The organism is Streptomyces sp. TRM70350 (assembly GCF_019219825.1).
Classification (GTDB): Bacteria; Actinomycetota; Actinomycetes; order Streptomycetales; family Streptomycetaceae; genus Streptomyces.
This window is the reverse complement of sequence record NZ_JAHUXH010000009.1, coordinates 1-17,053: the sequence shown is the minus strand read 5'-3', so window position 1 is coordinate 17,053 and position 17,053 is coordinate 1. Positions and strand designations below refer to the sequence as shown.

General features: G+C 71.2%; 18 protein-coding genes. 5 read left to right on the top strand and 13 right to left on the bottom strand.

The window, feature by feature from the left end:
- The first annotated feature begins 35 nt into the window (after window positions 1-35).
- Complete coding sequence (locus KWI83_RS16320; RefSeq protein ID WP_218515087.1) at window positions 36-578, top strand: PPA1309 family protein; 543 nt, start codon at window positions 36-38, stop codon at window positions 576-578.
- Between the two features lie 87 nt (window positions 579-665).
- On the opposite strand, the gene KWI83_RS16315 is transcribed toward KWI83_RS16320, so the two are convergent.
- The 4 genes from KWI83_RS16315 to KWI83_RS16300 all read right to left on the bottom strand — a co-directional run bounded on the left by KWI83_RS16315 (window position 666) and on the right by KWI83_RS16300 (window position 3,978).
- Window positions 666-1,763: a PDZ domain-containing protein gene (locus KWI83_RS16315; RefSeq protein WP_218515086.1), complete on the bottom strand. Its 1,098-nt coding sequence runs from the start codon at window positions 1,761-1,763 to the stop codon at window positions 666-668.
- 55 nt (window positions 1,764-1,818) lie between these two features.
- Window positions 1,819-1,995 (bottom strand): hypothetical protein, encoded by a 177-nt coding sequence (locus tag KWI83_RS16310; RefSeq protein ID WP_218515293.1) that lies wholly within the window; start codon window positions 1,993-1,995, stop codon window positions 1,819-1,821.
- A 106-nt stretch (window positions 1,996-2,101) separates the two neighbouring features.
- Complete coding sequence (locus KWI83_RS16305; protein WP_218515085.1) at window positions 2,102-2,563, bottom strand: molybdenum cofactor biosynthesis protein MoaE; 462 nt, start codon at window positions 2,561-2,563, stop codon at window positions 2,102-2,104.
- Window positions 2,564-2,865: 302 nt separating this feature from the next.
- Entirely contained in the window at window positions 2,866-3,978 is a 1,113-nt protein-coding gene (locus KWI83_RS16300) for an SDR family oxidoreductase (protein ID WP_218515084.1), read from the bottom strand.
- A gap of 194 nt (window positions 3,979-4,172) precedes the next feature.
- Here KWI83_RS16300 and KWI83_RS16295 point away from each other — a divergent pair, with 194 nt between their 5' ends.
- Both KWI83_RS16295 and KWI83_RS16290 read left to right on the top strand, forming a co-directional pair.
- Window positions 4,173-5,615 (top strand): zinc-dependent metalloprotease, encoded by a 1,443-nt coding sequence (locus tag KWI83_RS16295; protein ID WP_218515083.1) that lies wholly within the window; start codon window positions 4,173-4,175, stop codon window positions 5,613-5,615.
- Complete coding sequence (locus KWI83_RS16290) at window positions 5,612-6,127, top strand: NUDIX hydrolase (RefSeq protein ID WP_218515082.1); 516 nt, start codon at window positions 5,612-5,614, stop codon at window positions 6,125-6,127. Before KWI83_RS16295 ends, KWI83_RS16290 begins: the two co-directional genes overlap by 4 nt.
- A gap of 80 nt (window positions 6,128-6,207) precedes the next feature.
- Here the strand turns inward: KWI83_RS16290 and KWI83_RS16285 are convergent, their stop codons facing one another.
- From KWI83_RS16285 to KWI83_RS16270, 4 genes are all read right to left on the bottom strand, one after another.
- Complete coding sequence (locus tag KWI83_RS16285; RefSeq protein ID WP_218515081.1) at window positions 6,208-6,963, bottom strand: AIM24 family protein; 756 nt, start codon at window positions 6,961-6,963, stop codon at window positions 6,208-6,210.
- 16 nt (window positions 6,964-6,979) lie between these two features.
- Window positions 6,980-7,660, bottom strand: coding sequence for an AIM24 family protein (locus KWI83_RS16280; protein WP_218515080.1), 681 nt, complete (start codon window positions 7,658-7,660; stop codon window positions 6,980-6,982).
- Between the two features lie 14 nt (window positions 7,661-7,674).
- Complete coding sequence (locus tag KWI83_RS16275) at window positions 7,675-9,414, bottom strand: TerD family protein (RefSeq protein WP_218515079.1); 1,740 nt, start codon at window positions 9,412-9,414, stop codon at window positions 7,675-7,677.
- A 140-nt stretch (window positions 9,415-9,554) separates the two neighbouring features.
- Window positions 9,555-10,151, bottom strand: coding sequence for a M48 family metallopeptidase (locus KWI83_RS16270; protein ID WP_218515078.1), 597 nt, complete (start codon window positions 10,149-10,151; stop codon window positions 9,555-9,557).
- 244 nt (window positions 10,152-10,395) lie between these two features.
- Here KWI83_RS16270 and KWI83_RS16265 point away from each other — a divergent pair, with 244 nt between their 5' ends.
- Window positions 10,396-11,622, top strand: coding sequence for a TOMM precursor leader peptide-binding protein (locus KWI83_RS16265; RefSeq protein ID WP_218515077.1), 1,227 nt, complete (start codon window positions 10,396-10,398; stop codon window positions 11,620-11,622).
- Entirely contained in the window at window positions 11,615-12,988 is a 1,374-nt protein-coding gene (locus KWI83_RS16260; protein WP_218515076.1) for an AarF/ABC1/UbiB kinase family protein, read from the top strand. The genes KWI83_RS16265 and KWI83_RS16260 overlap by 8 nt, the downstream gene beginning before the upstream one ends.
- Window positions 12,989-13,070: 82 nt before the next feature.
- On the opposite strand, the gene KWI83_RS16255 is transcribed toward KWI83_RS16260, so the two are convergent.
- The 5 genes from KWI83_RS16255 to KWI83_RS16235 form a co-directional block, all read right to left on the bottom strand.
- A complete protein-coding gene (locus KWI83_RS16255) occupies window positions 13,071-13,280 on the bottom strand; it encodes a hypothetical protein (protein ID WP_218515075.1) in 210 nt (69 codons plus the stop codon).
- Window positions 13,281-13,416: 136 nt separating this feature from the next.
- Complete coding sequence (locus KWI83_RS16250) at window positions 13,417-13,740, bottom strand: hypothetical protein (RefSeq protein ID WP_218515074.1); 324 nt, start codon at window positions 13,738-13,740, stop codon at window positions 13,417-13,419.
- Window positions 13,737-14,105: a WhiB family transcriptional regulator gene (locus KWI83_RS16245; protein WP_019072119.1), complete on the bottom strand. Its 369-nt coding sequence runs from the start codon at window positions 14,103-14,105 to the stop codon at window positions 13,737-13,739. Before KWI83_RS16245 ends, KWI83_RS16250 begins: the two co-directional genes overlap by 4 nt.
- A 175-nt stretch (window positions 14,106-14,280) precedes the next feature.
- Window positions 14,281-14,604 carry a hypothetical protein gene (locus KWI83_RS16240; RefSeq protein ID WP_218515073.1) on the bottom strand — a complete coding sequence of 108 codons (324 nt, stop codon included), beginning with the start codon at window positions 14,602-14,604 and terminating at the stop codon, window positions 14,281-14,283.
- A 164-nt stretch (window positions 14,605-14,768) separates the two neighbouring features.
- A complete protein-coding gene (locus KWI83_RS16235; RefSeq protein ID WP_218515072.1) occupies window positions 14,769-16,985 on the bottom strand; it encodes an ATP-dependent DNA helicase UvrD2 in 2,217 nt (738 codons plus the stop codon).
- Window positions 16,986-17,053 lie beyond the last annotated feature (68 nt).

The window sequence follows — 17,053 nt, the reverse complement described above, 5'->3', positions numbered from 1 at the left end:
CCGATTCCGGGCGGGAACGAGGCAGGATTGTGACCATGTCCAACACACCCATGGCGGCGAGCCCGCTCACCCGGGCCGTACTCGAGATCGACGAGTACGCCTCCGGCCTCGGCTGGGACCAGCCCGCACGCCTCTTCGCCCTCGTAGACACCGCGCAGCTGCGGGCACAGGAACCCGCGCTGGCGGCGCAGCTCGGCCTGGGCGACGAGCCGGACGCCGCCGGTCTGACCCCGATCGAGCAGGACGAAATCCCAACGGACAAGCCGCTCGACGAGTTCCTCGGCACCATCGCCTGGCCCGAGGCGGTGGCCGGATGCGCGCTCACGGTGGAGCGGCTGATGCTGCCGCCGTCCGCCGAGGCCCAGGTCCCGGACGATCTGGACGAGGCCGCGCTCGCCCAGTGGGTCGCCCGGCACCCCGAGCGCCAGGAGGTGCGCATGACGGTCGCCGTCCTGCGCGACGGGGCGCGCGAGTCGGCCCTGCGGCTGCGTGAGAAGGACTCCCCGACGGAGGTCCTCACCGGCTCCGAGCTGGTACCGGGTCTGGCGCAGGCGCTGGCGGCCACGTTCGAGGACTGAGTCGGGCCGGTGGTACGTCGCCGGGTGCGTCCGCGTGCCCGATGCACGGCGCCGGGTGCGTCCGCATGCCCGGGGTGCGTCTCCTGATCAGCCCTTGGCCGTGCACTTCGGCAGGTCGGCGGTGTCGCCGTCGCGGATGTCCTTCAGGGCGCCGAGGGCGTCGTCGATGGTGTTGACCTTGACGAGGGTGAGGCCCTTGGGGGTGTCCTTGGCGGCGGCCGTGCAGTTGTCGGCGGGCGTCAGGAAGTACTGGGCGCCCTTGCCGCGCGCGCCGACGGTCTTCATCTCGACGCCGCCGATCGGGCCGACCCTGCCGTCGTCGTCGATGGTGCCGGTGCCGGCGACGAACGAGCCGCCGGTGAGGGAGCCCGGGGTGAGCTTGTCGTAGATGCCGAGCGCGAACATCAGGCCGGCGCTCGGACCGCCGACGTCGGCGAGCTTGATGTCGATGGTGAACGGGAAGGTGTGGTCGGTGCCGGCCGAGATCCCGACGATGGCGCGCTTCTCGCCGGCGTCGTCGGAGGTCGTCGTGGGGATCGTGATCTTCTCCGTCTTCAGCGGCTCGCGCTTCTCCTTCTCGGCGGCGGCCTGCTCCTTGGCGGGCACGATCGTGAAGACGACGTCCTCGCCCGGCTTGTGCTTGGTCACCAGCTCGGCCACGTCGGCGGGCTCCTTCACCGTCGTACCGTCGACTGCCTTGATCACGTCACCGGCGTGCAGCCTGCCCTCGGCCGGGGAGTCCTTCACGACGGTGGAGACGATCACCCAGGACTGCACCTTGACGCCGAGTTCCTTCAGTGCGGCGACCTTGGCGCTCTCCTGGGACTGGCTGAACTCCTCGGCGTTCTCCTGGGTGGACTCCTCCTCGGTCTTGCCGTCCGGGTAGAGGGTGTCGTGCGGGACGACCTTGTTGTCGTGCGCGAGCCAGCCGTAGACGGCCTCGACGAGGTTCATCCTGTAGTCGGCGCTGGTGACGCGGACGGTGGTCATGTTGAGGTGACCGTCCGTCGGGTAGGTCTTGCGTCCGGAGATCTGCAGCACCGGCTCGCCGTCGTGGTCCCCCAGCGTGTTCACCGTCGGCCCCGGGGACATCTCCGAGTACGGCACGGGGATGAGCACTCCCGCGCACAGGAGCGCGATCAGCATCAGGGTGGAGGCGAGCATCGTCGCGGTGCGGCGTGGCATGTCACGACAGTACGGGACGGCTCTGTCAGCGCACCGTGAGGGCCGCCCGACAGGGTCACGGACCGGTGTGGGTCTTCTCCATGGCCGCGCAGAAGCGGGCGTAGCCGTCCAGTTCGGGGCCGTCGCTGCGGGCCTTGCGGGTTCTGTTGGCCCAACTGCCCCACAGGCCCGCGCCGACAGCGGCCACAAGCGGAATCAGCAACCAGGCGAGCGACGCCATGCCGACCTCCAAACCCCTGAGCGTCCGCGAACTGAATGATCAACAGATTAACCGTCTGCTCAGACAACGCTCACGCCAGGGGTGCGGTTACGCAACCGGTAGTCGCCCGGCCGGGGGGTCAGCAGGCCCCCACCCACTCCTCGGTTCCGTCGGAGAACTTCTGGTGCTTCCAGATCGGCACCTCGTGCTTGAGGTCGTCGATCAGCTTCCGGCAGGCCTCGAAGGCCTCCCCGCGGTGCGGACAGGACACGGCGACCACGACAGCGAGATCCCCGACCTTCAGATCCCCCACACGGTGTACGGCGGCCAGCGCCCGCACCGGGAAGTCGGCGACGACCTTCTCGGCGATCCGCCGCATCTCGGCCTCGGCGCTCGGGTGACAGGAGTACCCGAGCTCGTCGACATCGGCACCCCCGTCGTGATTGCGCACGGTCCCCACGAACAGGGCGGTTCCCCCGGCGGCGTCGTCCCCGACGGCCTGGAAGACCTCGTCGAGGGAGAGGGCCGACTCGCGGATGGCGATCAGTTTGATGGGCTGCTGTGCGCCCTGCTCGCCAGGGTGATCATTGGTGGCTGCCATGCATCCATCGTGCCGCACGCGCACGACGCGGGGGAATGGCGCTTTCACCTGGCACGCGCGTGTACGGTCTTGGAGCCTCCTACAGGGAGACGCCCGCTTTTCGGCGCGGGCCACGTCTTCTCAGCCCGCCCGCGCTTGAGGACGAGGCCGTTTCAGGCCGAAGCGGGGGTCTGGGGGCGGCCCTCAGGAGGGGACGGTAGGGGCGGCGGGGGCGAGAAACACGACTAGGACGGCGGGGGCGAGAGACACGATAGGGACGGCGGGGGCGTTAAACTCCGACGCCCGCCGCAGCCCACGGCCCGTCACAGCCGTCGCCGAGCCTTCCGAGCCCGCCGCACCACAGCCGCCGCACCCAGCAGGGCCACCGTCGCCCCCGCGGCCCCCGCAGCCGTCGCGTCCTTGCGCCCCAGCCGTCGCCCGGCCACCGTATGCCGCCCGGAAACCTCCTCCAGCAGCTCGGCGAGCACTTCCTCGTTGGTCCACCGAGCCCGCCACCCGGCGTCATGCAGCCGGCTTCCGCTGACCACCCAGGGGTACATCGTGTACGCCAGATCCCCTGCCGGAGACGGCGTCAGCCCGATCCGGTGCAGCCGGGCCGCTGCTCCCAGCGCCACCGCCGACGGCAGCTCCATCCGCCGGATCCCGCTCAGCTCCTCGACCTCCTCCTGCTCCAGCCACCCGTCGCACCCGACGGCGAGCTCCCCCTCGACCTTCTCCAGGACGGCGTACTCCAGAGCACTGCACAGATCCTCGACGTGACAGAACTGCCAGGCCGGCCGCGACCCGGCGACGACCAGCAGCCGAGGCGACTCGAAGTACCTGGTCAGTGCGGTGTCCGTGCCTCCCACCAGGACAGCGGGCCGCACCACGGTGACATTGAGCCCCGGGTGCGCCCGCGGCGCCCGCCGCGCCAGCCGCTCGATCTCCAGCAGGTCCCCCACCCCGGTGGCCTCCGCCGTCGCCCGCAGCTCGGCGTCCTCCGACAGCGGCAGCTCGTTGTCCGGCAGCGCCCCGTAGACCATCGCCGACGTGCACAGCACCACCCGGTGCACCCCGGCCGCCGCGGCGGCGGTCAGCACGGTCTGCGTCCCGCGCACGTTGTACGCCGTACGGGCGGCCGCGTCCGTCTCCAGGTCCAGGTCGAGCGCCAGATGCACCACCACGTCCGCGCCCCGCAGCTTCTCCGCGATCGCCGGATCCCGCACGTCGAGGATGTGCCACTGCGCCGCGGCGCACTCGCCGCGCCGCTCGTCGATGGCGATGACCTGCTTGATCCCGTCCGACGCGGCCAGCCGCGCGGTGAGCAGCGCACCCACGCCGGACGCGGCGCCGGTGACCGCGACGACGGGCCCGCGCAGGGCGGGAGTGGTTGACGGGTTTCGCGCTGCGCGAACCTGCGGATCTGGGGAACTCACCGGGTGTCTCCAGCGGTTGTCTTCACATACGAGCGCGAGTGACGCGTACGTACCAGGTGGCATCCATCCTGCCGCAGGCCGTGAGTCGGCGAAGCACCGAGGCCCGAACCGCCCCGGGGTGTCTAGGCTGGGTGGTGTTGTAGGGCAGTCGTGCCGTCGGGGAAGACCGGCGGCCTTAACAGCCGAGGAATCCCGTGAGTGACACCCCATTCGGATTCGGCCTTCCGCCGGAGGAGCCGGAAGACGGCGACGAGGGCAAGAAGAAGGACCAGCAGAGCGGTGGTGGTCAGGGACCGGCCAACCCGTTCGGATTCGGCGGGCTGCCCGGTGCCGGAGGCTTTGGTGGCCCCGGTGCGGACAATCCGCTCGCTGCCATGTTCGGTTCGCTGAACCCCACCGACCTGGGCGCCGCGTTCCAGCAGCTGGGCCAGATGCTCTCCTACGAGGGCGGCCCGGTGAACTGGGACATGGCCAAGCAGATCGCCCGCCAGACGGTCTCCCAGGGCACGCCGGACGGCACGAAGGACGCGAGCGTCGGCCCCGCCGAGCGCACCGCGGTCCAGGAGGCCGTCCGCCTGGCCGACCTGTGGCTGGACGACGCGACGTCCCTGCCGTCCGGTGCCGCCTCCGCGGTGGCCTGGAGCCGCGCGGAGTGGGTCGAGGCGACCCTGCCCGCGTGGCAGGAACTCGTCGACCCGGTCGCCGAGCGCGTCGGCGCCGCCATGGGTGACGTCCTGCCGGAGGAGATGCAGGCCATGGCCGGCCCGCTGATCGGCATGATGCGCTCGATGGGCGGCGCGATGTTCGGTACGCAGATCGGGCAGGCCGTGGGCGTGCTCGCGGGCGAGGTCGTCGGCTCGACCGACATCGGCCTGCCGCTCGGCCCGGCCGGCAAGGCCGCGCTGCTGCCGGTGAACATCGAGGTGTTCGGCAAGGACCTGGGCGTGCCCAAGGAGGAGGTACGGCTGTATCTCGCCCTGCGCGAGGCCGCCCACCAGCGCCTGTTCGCGCACGTGCCGTGGCTGCGCTCGCACCTGTTCGGCGCGGTCGACGGGTACGCGCGCGGGATCAAGGTCGACACGGCCAAGCTGGAGGACGTGGTCGGCCAGTTCGACCCGCAGAACCCCGAGCAGTTGCAGGACGCGCTGCAGCAGGGCATGTTCCAGCCGGAGGACACGCCCGAGCAGAAGGCGGCGCTGGCCCGTCTGGAGACGGCTCTGGCACTCGTCGAGGGCTGGGTGGACGCCGTTGTGCACGCGGCCGCCAAGCCCCGTCTGTCGTCCGCCGACGCGCTGCGCGAGACCCTGCGCCGCCGCCGCGCCTCGGGCGGCCCGGCCGAGCAGACCTTCGCCACGCTGATCGGTCTGGAGCTGCGCCCGCGCCGGCTGCGCGACGCCTCCCGCCTGTGGGCGTCCCTGACGGACGCGCGCGGTGTCGACGGCCGGGACGCCCTGTGGGCCCACCCGGACATGCTGCCGACCGCGAACGACCTGGACGACCCGGACGGCTTCGTGCACCGCGAGCAGCTGGACTTCTCCGAGCTGGACAAGATGCTCGGCGAGGCGGCGGACGGGCCCTCCGGAAAGCCGAACCTGAAGAAGGACGAGGGCGGCGACAAGGGCGACGACGTCGAGTGAGCCTCCATGACGACGCGGTCCTCGTACTCAAGAGCTACGAGGACCAGCAAGAGCTGCGCGGGGTCTACCTCGACCACCTCGCGGCCCACCCGGACGGCATGTGGAAGTCCTGCGAGGACGGTCACCTCACGGCGAGCGCCTTGGTGATCGACCCGGAACGCGGCCGGGTGCTGCTGACCCTGCACCGGAAGCTGCGCATGTGGCTGCAGATGGGCGGTCACTGCGAGCCCGGGGACGTCTCCCTGGCGGCCGCCGCCCTGCGCGAGGGCACCGAGGAGTCGGGCATCGGGGGCCTGACCCTGCTGCCGGGCGGTCCCGTCCGCCTGGACCGGCACCACACGCCGTGCGCCTGGCACCTCGACGTCCAGTACGCGGCGCTCGCTCCGGCCGGAGCCGTGGAGGCGATCAGCGACGAGTCCCTCGACCTGCGCTGGTTCCCCTACGACGAGGTGGCGGGCATCGCCGACGACTCGGTCGTACGACTGGTGGAGGCGACCCGCGCCAGGCTCTGAACGTGTAAGGGACGTCCGCTTGAGCGGGCGCCCCTTACGTTTGCTTTTCCGACGGTCAGCTGCAGATGCTTTCCGGACGGTCAGCTCCAGGCGTTCCCCTGGTTCTGCCCCCGAGCCCCCTGCTGCCCCATGCCGTACTGCGCGGCGACGCCGGACCCGATCTGGGCGTTCTGCGGCGGCAGCAGTTCGCTGGGCTGGACGAGCACGAAACCGGTGCCCATGAAGCTGAGCTCCCAGCCCTCACCGGTGCTGCCGCGGCGCCGCCACACCCCGGAGGAGTGCGTCTGGGCCTGCATCTGCACGCGCAGGGCCGTCGACCAGGCGACGATCGCGTCGGCGTCGCAGTTGACGTACTTGTCGGGCGTCACCTGCATCATCAGCGGCATGCCCGAGGTCATGAGTGCGACCTTGCCACGGCCGGTGATGTTGAGCTGGTACTTCCCGGAGCCGGAGATGCCGTAGAGGCTGTCCACGGCGACGACCTCGTGGTGCAGCGAGGAGTCCATCGCCAGCACATAGCTGCTGTCGACGGTCAGCCCGTCCTGGTCCACGTCCACCACGTGCACGTGCTGCTTGAGGTTGGCGAGGTAGACCGTGCCCTGCCCGTGGCAGCGCATCAGGTCCAGGCCCTCACCGGTGCGCGCACGCGCGCGTGCCTGCTGGTTGCCCTGGAACTCGGCGTCGAACTCGACGAGCCCCTGGTAGGCGACCATGGTGCCCTTGCGGGCCAGGATGTCGTCGTGGCCTTCCAGGGTGACGCGCAGCATCTGCTTGTTCTGCAGGCTCCAGCGTTCCTGGGTCTGCTGGTCGTTGTAGGCGAAAAGCGGACTCTGCATGGTGTGGTGCTCCCCTTCAGCCCCGGATCCGAAGACGGTCGGTGCTGTCCTCGCTGGGCTGGACGACGACGATGCCCTCGCCGGAGAAGGCCATCTGGTAGGCCTCGCCGCTGCCCCGGCCGATCAGTGACTGCGCCTTGAAGCTGCGCTTGCCCTTCACCTTGAGGTTCGGGGACCAGGCGACGAGCGCGTCCGGGTCGACGTACGTCTCGTTCTCGCCACCGCCGCAGTCGACGACGATCGGCTTGCCCCGGGAGGTCAGGGCGACCCAGCCCTGCCCGGAGATCCGGGTGTTCCACAGGCCCTGTCCGGCGAACTTCGCCAGCCCCTTGACCCGTTCTACGCCCCAGGTGAGGTGCGCGTCGAAGGCGAGCAGGTTGGTGGCGTTGACGGAGATGCCGTCCCCGCCCAGATTGATCACGACGACGTTGGCGCCGTAGTCGGCGAGGTAGAGCAGTCCGTCGCCGGAGCACTTCATCAGGGGCGCGCCCTCGCCGGTCACCCAGTCGCGGGCGATCTGGCGCACGGCCGGCGGGTTGGGCTCGTACTGGATGAAGCCCTCGTAGGCGACCATCGACCCCACGCGCGCGAGGAGGTCGTGTCCGGTCTGCATGGCGACCTTCAGCATGTGGTTGCCGTGGTTCTCCATGCGGGCGGTGACGGGTGCGGGGGCGTAGCCCGCGAGCGGCTGGTTCATGACGGGCTCTCCCTTCAGATCTCGTACGGCTGGACGACGATGAAGTTGCCGGGCGCGCCCCGGAACTGGAGGTTGACGCTCTCCCCGGTGTCGCCGGGGTAGGCGTTGCGGCGCATCCGTACCTGGCTGGAGACGACCACCTGGGAGGCGGCCGACCAGGCCACCACTGCGTTGCAGTCGGCGAACGTCGTCGGCGTGACCGGCAGCACCACGGGCGTGCCGTGCGTCTTGACGACGATGGTGCCGGTGCCGGTGAACTGCATGGTGAACAGCGCACCGCCGGGGATGCCGTGACCCTCGATGCGGCGGACCTCGTACTGGAGGCTCTCGTCGAACGCGAGGACGTTCTCGGCCGAGACGCAGATGCCGTCGCCCTGGAGTTCGATGGGGTGCAGCATCGTGGAGTTCTCGGCGAGGAACACCTGTCCCTGGCCCGTACAGCGCATCAGCTGCATCTCCTGGCCGGTCGCGTTGCCGACGATCCGGCCGGTGAACCCGGCGCCCTTGTAGCTGAAGTCGACCTTGCCCTGGTAGAGCACCATGCTGCCCTGCCGGGCCAGCACGGGCTGGCCGCCGATACCGAGGTCCACGCGGACGAGCTTCTTGTTCTGCTGCGTCCAGCGCTGCCCGGTGGGTGTCTCCTTGAACTTCTGGAGCGCACCGGCGACACCGGGCGCCTGGGGAGCGCCCTGCGGCGCGGGCTGGGGCGCTCCATAGGGGGCCTGCTGGCCGTAGCCCGGAGGCGGGGTCGGCTGGCCGTAGCCGGGGGGCGGGGTGGGGGTCTGCGGGGCGGGCGGCTGACCGTAGCCGGGGGGCAGCGGGGCGGTCTGGCCCGGGGCGGCCTGCCCGTACGGGGGCTGCTGCTGGGGCGGCTGCCCGTACGGGGGCTGCGGCTGGCCGCCGTAGGGCGGCGCGGGTGCCGGGGCGGGCGGCGGTACGGCGGCGGCGCCGCCGGGCGGGGTCATGGGCGCGACGACAGTGGGCGCGGTGTGCACCTGGGGCGCGGGCGCCGGGGCGGGAGCCGGAGGCGGCGTGACACCCGCGGGCGGCACGAAGCCCTGCGCGGCGGGCTGCGGCGCGGGGGCCGGAGCGGGGGCCGGTGCCGGAGCAGGAGTCGGGGCCGGGCCGGTGGGGACGCCGAAGGCGGGTGGCGCGGAGGCCTGTGCGGGCGGGGCGAAGCCGGGAGCGGCACCCGTCTGGGGCTGCGGCTCGGCCGGCGTCTCCTCTTCGAGCACCTCGCCGCCGAAGTTCTTCAGCAGCGCGTCCAGGCCACCGTCGAAGCCCTGTCCGACGGCCGCGAACCGCCACACGTCCTTCAGGTAGAAGTCGCCCAGCATCACGGCCCGTTCGGTGGAGAACTCCGAGCCGTTGAACGAGTACCGGGCCACCTCCTCGCCGCCCGCGACGATACGGATGTAGCCGGGATTGACCTGCGACATCTGCCCGGCGCCGTCGATGGTCGCCGTGAAGGACAGCTTCTGGATCTGCGGTGGGATCCTGTCGAGCGTGACCCGGAAGGACTCCGTGTCGCCCGCCTGGGCGCCCAGGAGCTGGATGGCCTCCTCGGGGGACTTCGGCTGGTTGAAGAAGACGAAGTACCGGTCGTCCGAGAGCCGTTCGTCGGCGTCCAGACCGAAGCAGCTGATGTCGAAGGTCAGTCCAGGGGCCGAGATCTGCACGCCTACGTACAGATCCGTGCCCGCGGTGAGGTCACTGATCCTGGCCTTGTGGCCGCGTTGGAATTCCCTGGCCATGCGTAACGACCGTCCCCCATCCCGAAGTGCGAGTGCGTCGCGCCAGGCTAACGGCAAACTCGGACACCGGACGAAGTCGGTACAGACCCGGTACACAACCTCTTTCTCCGCCACGCCCGAAGCACGTGCGGCGAGGGGGATCACTCCCCGCGCGCGGTGGGCAGATGCGGCAACCGGTCGGCGGCGACCACCCCTTCGAGATAGCCCCGGGCCCGCTCGGTGCGCGGATACACCTCCAGCAGCCGCCAGAAGCGGGGCCCGTGCCCGGGCACCAGCAGATGCGCCAGCTCGTGCAGGAGTACGTAGTCGACGACGTACTCGGGCATGCCCTGCAGCCGGTGCGACAGGCGGATGCTGCCCTCGGACGGGGTGCACGAACCCCAGCGCGTGTTCTGGTTGGTGACCCAGCGCACCGACGTGGGCCGCGCGCGGCCGTCGAAGTACTGGGCGGACAGCCGCTCGGCACGCTCGGTCAACTCGGCGTCGCCCAGCACCCGCTTGCTCTCCTGAGCGGCCAGTTTGTCGAGCATGACGGTCACCCAGCGCCGCTCCTCGGCCTCGGACATCCGGGCTGGGATGAGCACGACAGTGCGATCGCCCTCGCGGTAGGCGGAGACCGTCCGGCGTCGACGAGCGCTCCGGCGCACCTCGATCACGCTCGCCTTCGAACCGCTCGGCGGCGGGCTCGTCGTGCCGCGGTGCGGCTTTCCGGCGCGGTGGAGTGGGTCGGCGGACACGCCCCGACGTTACCCGCTGCACACGGGGGAAGTCCCGGGTCCGGGAGGGTTCGATTCCGATCCCCCCACCATGCGTTTGATTTGTACGACAAACTTTCCCCGCCTGTGGATAACTTTCGGCGCCACACCGCCAGGCCGGGCATGCTGGCACTCGTCGGCGACGACACGGCCGGACCGGACCAACCCGGCCACCTCATCGCCGAACAGTGACATTCAGGGACTTTCCTGACTACGGGGGCCTGTGATGCATCCGATGGTGAAACCCGCGCTGCGGCGCGGCTGGCGCGACCTCAACACCGTGCAGTTCGGCATGACGCCGGCGCACGCGATGACGCTGGGTCCGATGGCCACCGCGACGGGCAGCTTCCTTGAGCTGCTGAACGGCACACGCGGGCTGCCGCTCCTGCGCGAGGAGGGCCGCCGGATGGACCTGCCCGACGGCCACGTCGACGAACTGATCCGGCGACTGGCCCGATCCGGACTCCTCGACGACGCCAAGGGCGGCGGACCGGCCGCCGACGCCCTGCGCGGCAAGCAGGCCGTCCTCGACCGGCTGCGCCCGGACCTGGCCACGCTGTCCATGACCACCGCCGAGCCGGGCGACGCGATCCGACGCCTCGCCGCCCGCCGCTCCCTGCGGGTGCAGGTACGCGGCGCCGGCCGCGTGGGCGCCACGGTGGCGGCGCTGCTGTCGGCCGCCGGCGTCGGCGAGGTGGACGTGCGCGACGGCGGCTGCGTCGAGCCCTGGGACGTGGCGCCGGGCGGGCTGCCCGCCGAGTCCATCGGCGAGCGCCGTGACGAGGCCGCCCGCCGGGTCGTCCGCAGGGCCGCCCCGGACCGCCCGCCCCGCCGCGATCACCGGGCCCCGACGGAACCGGCCGACCCGGGTTTCTCCCTGGTGGTCCTCGCCCCACGCGACGACGTCGCCGTGCACGCCCCCGCCCCGGACACCGCCGAGCCCCTGATCGCCTCCGGCACGCCCCACCTGTACGCCGGGGTCGTCGAGGGCACCGGCGTGGTCGGCCCCTTCGTCCTCCCGGGCGACACGGGCTGCGCCCGCTGCCTGCACGAGGGCCGGACGGACCGGGATCCGACCTGGCCCCGCCTGGTCGCCCAGTGGCGCTCGGGCCGGCACCGCCACGTCCGCCCGTGCGACGTGACCTTGGCCACCACGGTGGCCGGCCTGACGGCCGCGCACGCCCTCGCCTTCCTCGACGGCCGCCGTCCGACCAGCGCGGGAGCCCGCTGGGAGATCTCCGTACCGGTCCTCCAGTGGCACGCGCGCCCCGTCTGGGCGCATCCGGCATGCCCGTGCGGGGCGGCGGAGAAGGGTACGGAGAAAGCCAAGGGGGAACGCGCCTCAAAGGACGGGGAGGCACAAGAGACAATGGCGGTGGAACGGTCGTCAACGGACGTACGCCGTCGGGCAGGCGCGGCGCGGCCGGCTGGGACTTGGAGGGCGCATGTCTGATCTTCCCCGCAAAGCGGTCACCCGGACCGCCAAGCTCGCCGCGCTGCCGCTCGGCTTCGCCGGGCGGGCGACCTGGGGGCTGGGCAAGCGGATCGTCGGCGAGTCCGCGGAGCTCGTCGGCCGCGAACTGCAGCAGCGCACCGCGGAGCAGCTCTTCAAGGTGCTCGGCGAGCTCAAGGGTGGCGCGATGAAGTTCGGGCAGGCCCTGTCCGTCTTCGAGTCGGCGCTGCCCGAGGAGATCGCCGGGCCCTACCGGGCTGCCCTGACCAAGCTCCAGGACGCGGCGCCGCCGATGCCGACGCGCACCGTGCACGCGGTGCTCGCGGAACGGCTCGGCGAGGACTGGCGGGAGTTGTTCCTGGAGTTCGAGGACAAGCCGTCCGCGGCGGCATCGATCGGCCAGGTGCACCGCGGGGTGTGGCACGACGGCCGTGAGGTCGCGATCAAGGTGCAGTACCCGGGAGCCGGCGAGGCCCTGCTGTCCGACCTCAACCAACTGAGCCGCTTCGCACGGCTGTTGGGGCCGCTGATCCCCGGCATGGACATCAAGCCGCTGATCGCGGAGCTGAAGGACCGCGTCTCGGAGGAGCTGGACTACGGCCTGGAGGCCCAGGCCCAGCAGGCGCACGCCGATGAGTTCGCCGACGACCCGGACGTGGTGGTGCCCGCCGTGGTCCACCAGTGCGACGAGGTCCTGATCACCGAGTGGATCGAGGGTGTCCCGCTGTCGGAGATCATCGCGGACGGCACCCAGGAGCAGCGCGACCGCGCCGGCCAGCTCCTTGCCCGCTTCCTCTTCTCCGGCCCCGCCCGCACGGGCCTGCTGCACGCCGACCCGCACCCCGGCAACTTCCGCCTCCTGCCAGGCGGTCCGGCCGGGGAGGACGACTGGCGTCTGGGCGTCCTGGACTTCGGCACGGTCGACCGCCTCCCGGGCGGCCTGCCGACCCCCATCGGCGACTCCCTGCGCATGACGCTGGACGGCGAGGCACAGGCCGTCTACGACTTGCTCTGCGCCGAGGGCTTCGTCAAGGAGTCCATCGCACTCGACCCGGACGCGGTCCTCGACTACCTGCTGCCGATCATCGAACCGGCCCGCGTCGACGAGTTCACCTTCACCCGCGGCTGGATGCGCAGCCAGGCGGCCCGTGTGGCCGACATCCGCTCCCCCGCGTACCAACTCGGCAAGCAGCTCAACCTCCCCCCGGCGTATCTCCTGATACACCGAGTGACCCTCAGCACGATCGGCGTCCTGTGCCAGCTGAACGCCACGGTCCGCCTGCGCGAGGAACTGGAGGAGTGGCTGCCGGGATTCCTGCCGGAGGAGGCGGTGGAGGAGGGGGGCTCGGCGGCGGCTGAGGCGTGAGCCGTGTTGCTGGGCTGCCGTTTTCGTAGGGGTGTGCATGGGCGGTAGTCAGGTCACGATCCGGCGGTGTGGGCGCCTGCCCTCACCACCACGCTGAATCCAGTCGCCCCTCAATGGCCCTCAGGTTCTCCCGAGAGCAGGCCTCGCAGAAGTAGCGGCGCTTGCCGTTCTCCACGGAGCAGGTCCAGGTCGGCTGGGGCGCGCGGGCCTGGTTGCCGCAGCGGGCGCAGACGATGGGGCGGGGTTCCGGGGCGGAGCCGCCCTTGTCGCTGCCTCCGGGAAGACTCGTCATCCGGCGACGATATCGCCGTGACCGGCGGACCGGCGGGTACAACGCACCGCGGGGGCCGGTCCGTTCGGCCGGACCGGCCCCCGCGGGAAAGCACCTGCCTCCTCGGGACGGGAGGCCACCGCTTGAGGTGTGGCGGTTACTGCATGACGGCCATGGCGAGCGCCCGCCGGGCGCGCCGCGAGGCGCGCTCGGCCCGGCGCTGCATACGGCGGGCGGCCACCAGCCGCATGGCCTGGCGCTGCTGCTGCGCCTCACGCAGGCGGTCGTGCATATGGGCACGAGCCAGGGCTTCTGGGATGAGTTGCATCTCTCGGGTCCTGTTCTGACGCGAGTCGTTCGCGCCGGTGGTGGTGACATCTGGGGTCGCGGAGCCGGTGGGCTCGTTGGTGGACGGCTTCATCGGGGCCTGCTTCTGGGGGTCGTGCGTGAGAGGGCGGTCGATCGTTCCTGGGGTGTTCATGCCGTGACCGGGTTCTTGCGCGGGCGGCCACGCGGCCGCTTCCGGGCGACGACGACACCCTGGACGAACAGCTCGCCACCCCAAACACCCCAGGGCTCACGCCGCTCCTTGGCGCCGGCGAGGCAGGCCTCGATCAGCGGGCAGGTGCGGCAGAGGGACTTGGCGTACTCGACGTCCGCCGGCGACTCGGCGAAGAAGACCTCCGGGTCGTAGGAACGGCAGGGGACGGGCACGCCGAGGTTCTCGATGGCGTCGTCGAGCGCGGTGAGCGCGGTGAGCGGGGTCAAGGTGGAGTCCTCCGTGAGGCCGGGCGGGGGGATCGTTTCCGAAGGCGGTACGGACGGGGCGTGCGCTTCGAGTTGCACGGTGTCGTCTTCCTCGTCTGGTCGTTCCGGTCCGGTGGGACCGGGTGGCGGCTGGTACCGGGTTCTTTTCTTGTCCCGAAGCCCCTTCGCTCCGCCGTCCCGTTCGGGACAAACAGAAGGGCCGCGGATCCCGGATGGGGTTCCGCGGCCCTGAAGGCGCCGGCCTGACTGCCGATCAGGCTGGATCACTCCAGGGTTCTGGCCCACGGAAGGCCCACATCAGGTGGTGCTGCGTCGTCTGCTTCCGGAATCCGGCACCGGTCGCCGTAAAGGCATAGGCCTGGGCCTGTGCCAGTACTGCCGCTTCCAGTGCCTTGGTCGGTCGCTCATCGCACTCGCGGACGGGAAGGCCCGCGAGGGACAGGGAGGACGCCGGACGGACGGCACGAATGCCGGACAGACCGGTGCCCGGGTTGGAGGCGCCGAGCATGCACACGGAGGCGACCGAGCGATCGGTCATTTTGTCGATGCTGGTGGTGCTGTTCTTGATGCTGATCACTGGACTCGCCTCCTCTCGGCGTCTCGGGGGACTGGGGTGAGCCAGTCCGACGGATATGCAAGTACAACACGGAATCAGGGCCTCAGGAAGGCCGCTGTCCCCGTGCGTAAGAACCTATGGGGATTGCTGGGGCATGCGCAAACTATTTTTTCGACGAGTTGGCATCAGTCCCCGTCTTCCTCTCTCCCGGGCTCTTGGCCTGCGCAGATGGCCAGAACGTCGGCTCCGTAGCGGTTGAGCTTGCGCATGCCGACGCCGGGGATGCGTGCCAACTCGCCCTCCTCGTCCGGGGCGGCCTCGGCGATCGCCATGAGTGTCTTGTCCGTGAAGACGCAGAAGGCGGGCTGACCACTGCGCCGGGCCTGAACCGCACGCCAGTCCCGCAACCGCTCGTACAGCCCCTCGTCCATGTCGGAGGGACAGTCCTCACAGCGCATCAGCTTCATCTCACCGGCGTCGGTGAGCGTGCGTCCGCAGACCCGGCAGCGGGCGGGGGCGCGCTGCGTCCGTCGTGGGGCGGCGGGGCCGCCTGTGCCGTTTGCTCCGCCTCCGCTGGAGTAGCCGCGTTCGATGCCGCCCGCGGCCCCGGCGCCGGCGCGGCCCGCGGCTGCGGCGGAGCCGGGGCGCAGTCCGTCGAGGAAGCGGCTGGGGCGGCGGTTCGGGCGGCCGCCGGGTGAGCGGGCGAGTGCCCAGGAGACGTGCAGGTGTGAGCGGGCGCGGGTGACGCCGACGTAGAGGAGGCGGCGTTCCTCCTCGATCTGTTCGTCCGTCTTCGCGTAGGTGATCGGCATCATGCCCTCGGCGACACCGACCAGGAAGACGACGTCCCACTCCAGGCCCTTGGCCGAGTGCAGGGAGGCGAGGGTGACGCCCTGCACGGTCGGGGCGTGCTGGGCGCCCGCCCGTTCGTCGAGTTCCGCGACGAGGTCGGCGAGGGTGGCGCCGGGCTGGGCGGCGGCGAAGTCCTGGGCGAGGTTGACGAGCGCGGCCAGGGACTCCCAGCGCTCTCTGACGGCACCGGAGCCGGCCGGGGGCGTGGTCGTCCAGCCCTCTCCGGACAGCACGGCCCGGACCTGGGAGGGCAGGTCGACGGCCTCGTCGAGGAGGGAGTCGTTGCCGCCGAAGCGGGCCGCGCCGCGCAGGGCGATGCCTGCCTTGCGCACCTCGGGCCGGTCGAAGAACCGCTCGGCGCCGCGCAGCTGATAGGGAATCCCGGCGTCGGCGAGCGCCTGCTCGTAGGTCTCGGACTGGGCGTTCGTACGGAACAGGACGGCGATTTCGCTGGCTGGGATCCCGGCGTCGAGCAGTTCGCGGATGCGGCGGGCGGCGCCCTCGGCCTCCGCGGGCTCGTCGGTGTACTCGGTGTAGGCGGGCTCGGGGCCTGCGGGGCGCTGGGAGACCAGTTCCAGCCGATGGTCGGCGGCGCGACCGTGGGCCTGGGCGAGCAGTCCGTTGGCGAGGTGGACGACCTGGGGCGTGGAGCGGTAGTCGCGGACCAGCTTGACGACGGTGGCGCCTGGGTGGCGGGTGCGGAAGTCGAGGAGGTAGTCGGGTGTTGCTCCTGTGAACGAGTAGATCGTCTGGCTGGCGTCGCCGACCACGCACAGGTTGTCCCGGTCGCCGAGCCAGAGTTCGAGCAGGCGCTGCTGGAGAGGGCTGACGTCCTGGTACTCGTCGACCACGAAGTGCTGGTACTGGGCGCGCACCTGGTCGGCGATGTCGTGCCGGTCCTGGAGGATGGCGACGGTCAGCAGCAGGACGTCCTCGAAGTCGATGACCGCGCGGTCCCGCTTGAGGTCCTCGTAGGCGGCGTAGACCTGGGCGATCTCGGCCGGATCACGGGGCACCTCGCGGCCGGCCTTGGCGGCTGCGAACGCGTAGTCGGACGGGACGGTCTGGGTGACCTTGGACCATTCGATCTCGCCGGTGACGTCCCGCAACTCGCCCCGGTCCAGGCGGATACGGCAGGCGGCGGCCGCGTCGGCGACGAGCTGGACCTTGCGGTCGACCAGCCGGGGCATCGAACCACCGACGGCTTTCGGCCAGAAGTACTGGAGTTGACGCAGGGCCGCCGAGTGGAACGTACGGGCCTGGACCCCGGCGGCGCCGAGTTGGCGGAGGCGGCCGCGCATCTCGCCGGCGGCCCGGTTGGTGAAGGTGACGGCGAGCACGCTGGAAGGCTGCAGGATGCCGGCGCGCACGCCGTAGGCGATCCGGTGGGTGATCGCCCGGGTTTTTCCGGTGCCGGCGCCTGCCAGCACGCACACCGGTCCGTGCAGCGCGGTGGCGACCTCGCGCTGCTCGGGGTCGAGCCCTTCCAGTACCGCGTCGGCCGAGTCCGGTACCTGCGGGAAGAGGGTGGAGTGCGTTGCTGCTGTCACACGGCCATGCTGCCAGGTCGGCGGAGACGGGTGAGTCGGTTATCCACAGGCGGGACCCTGCAGTCGTA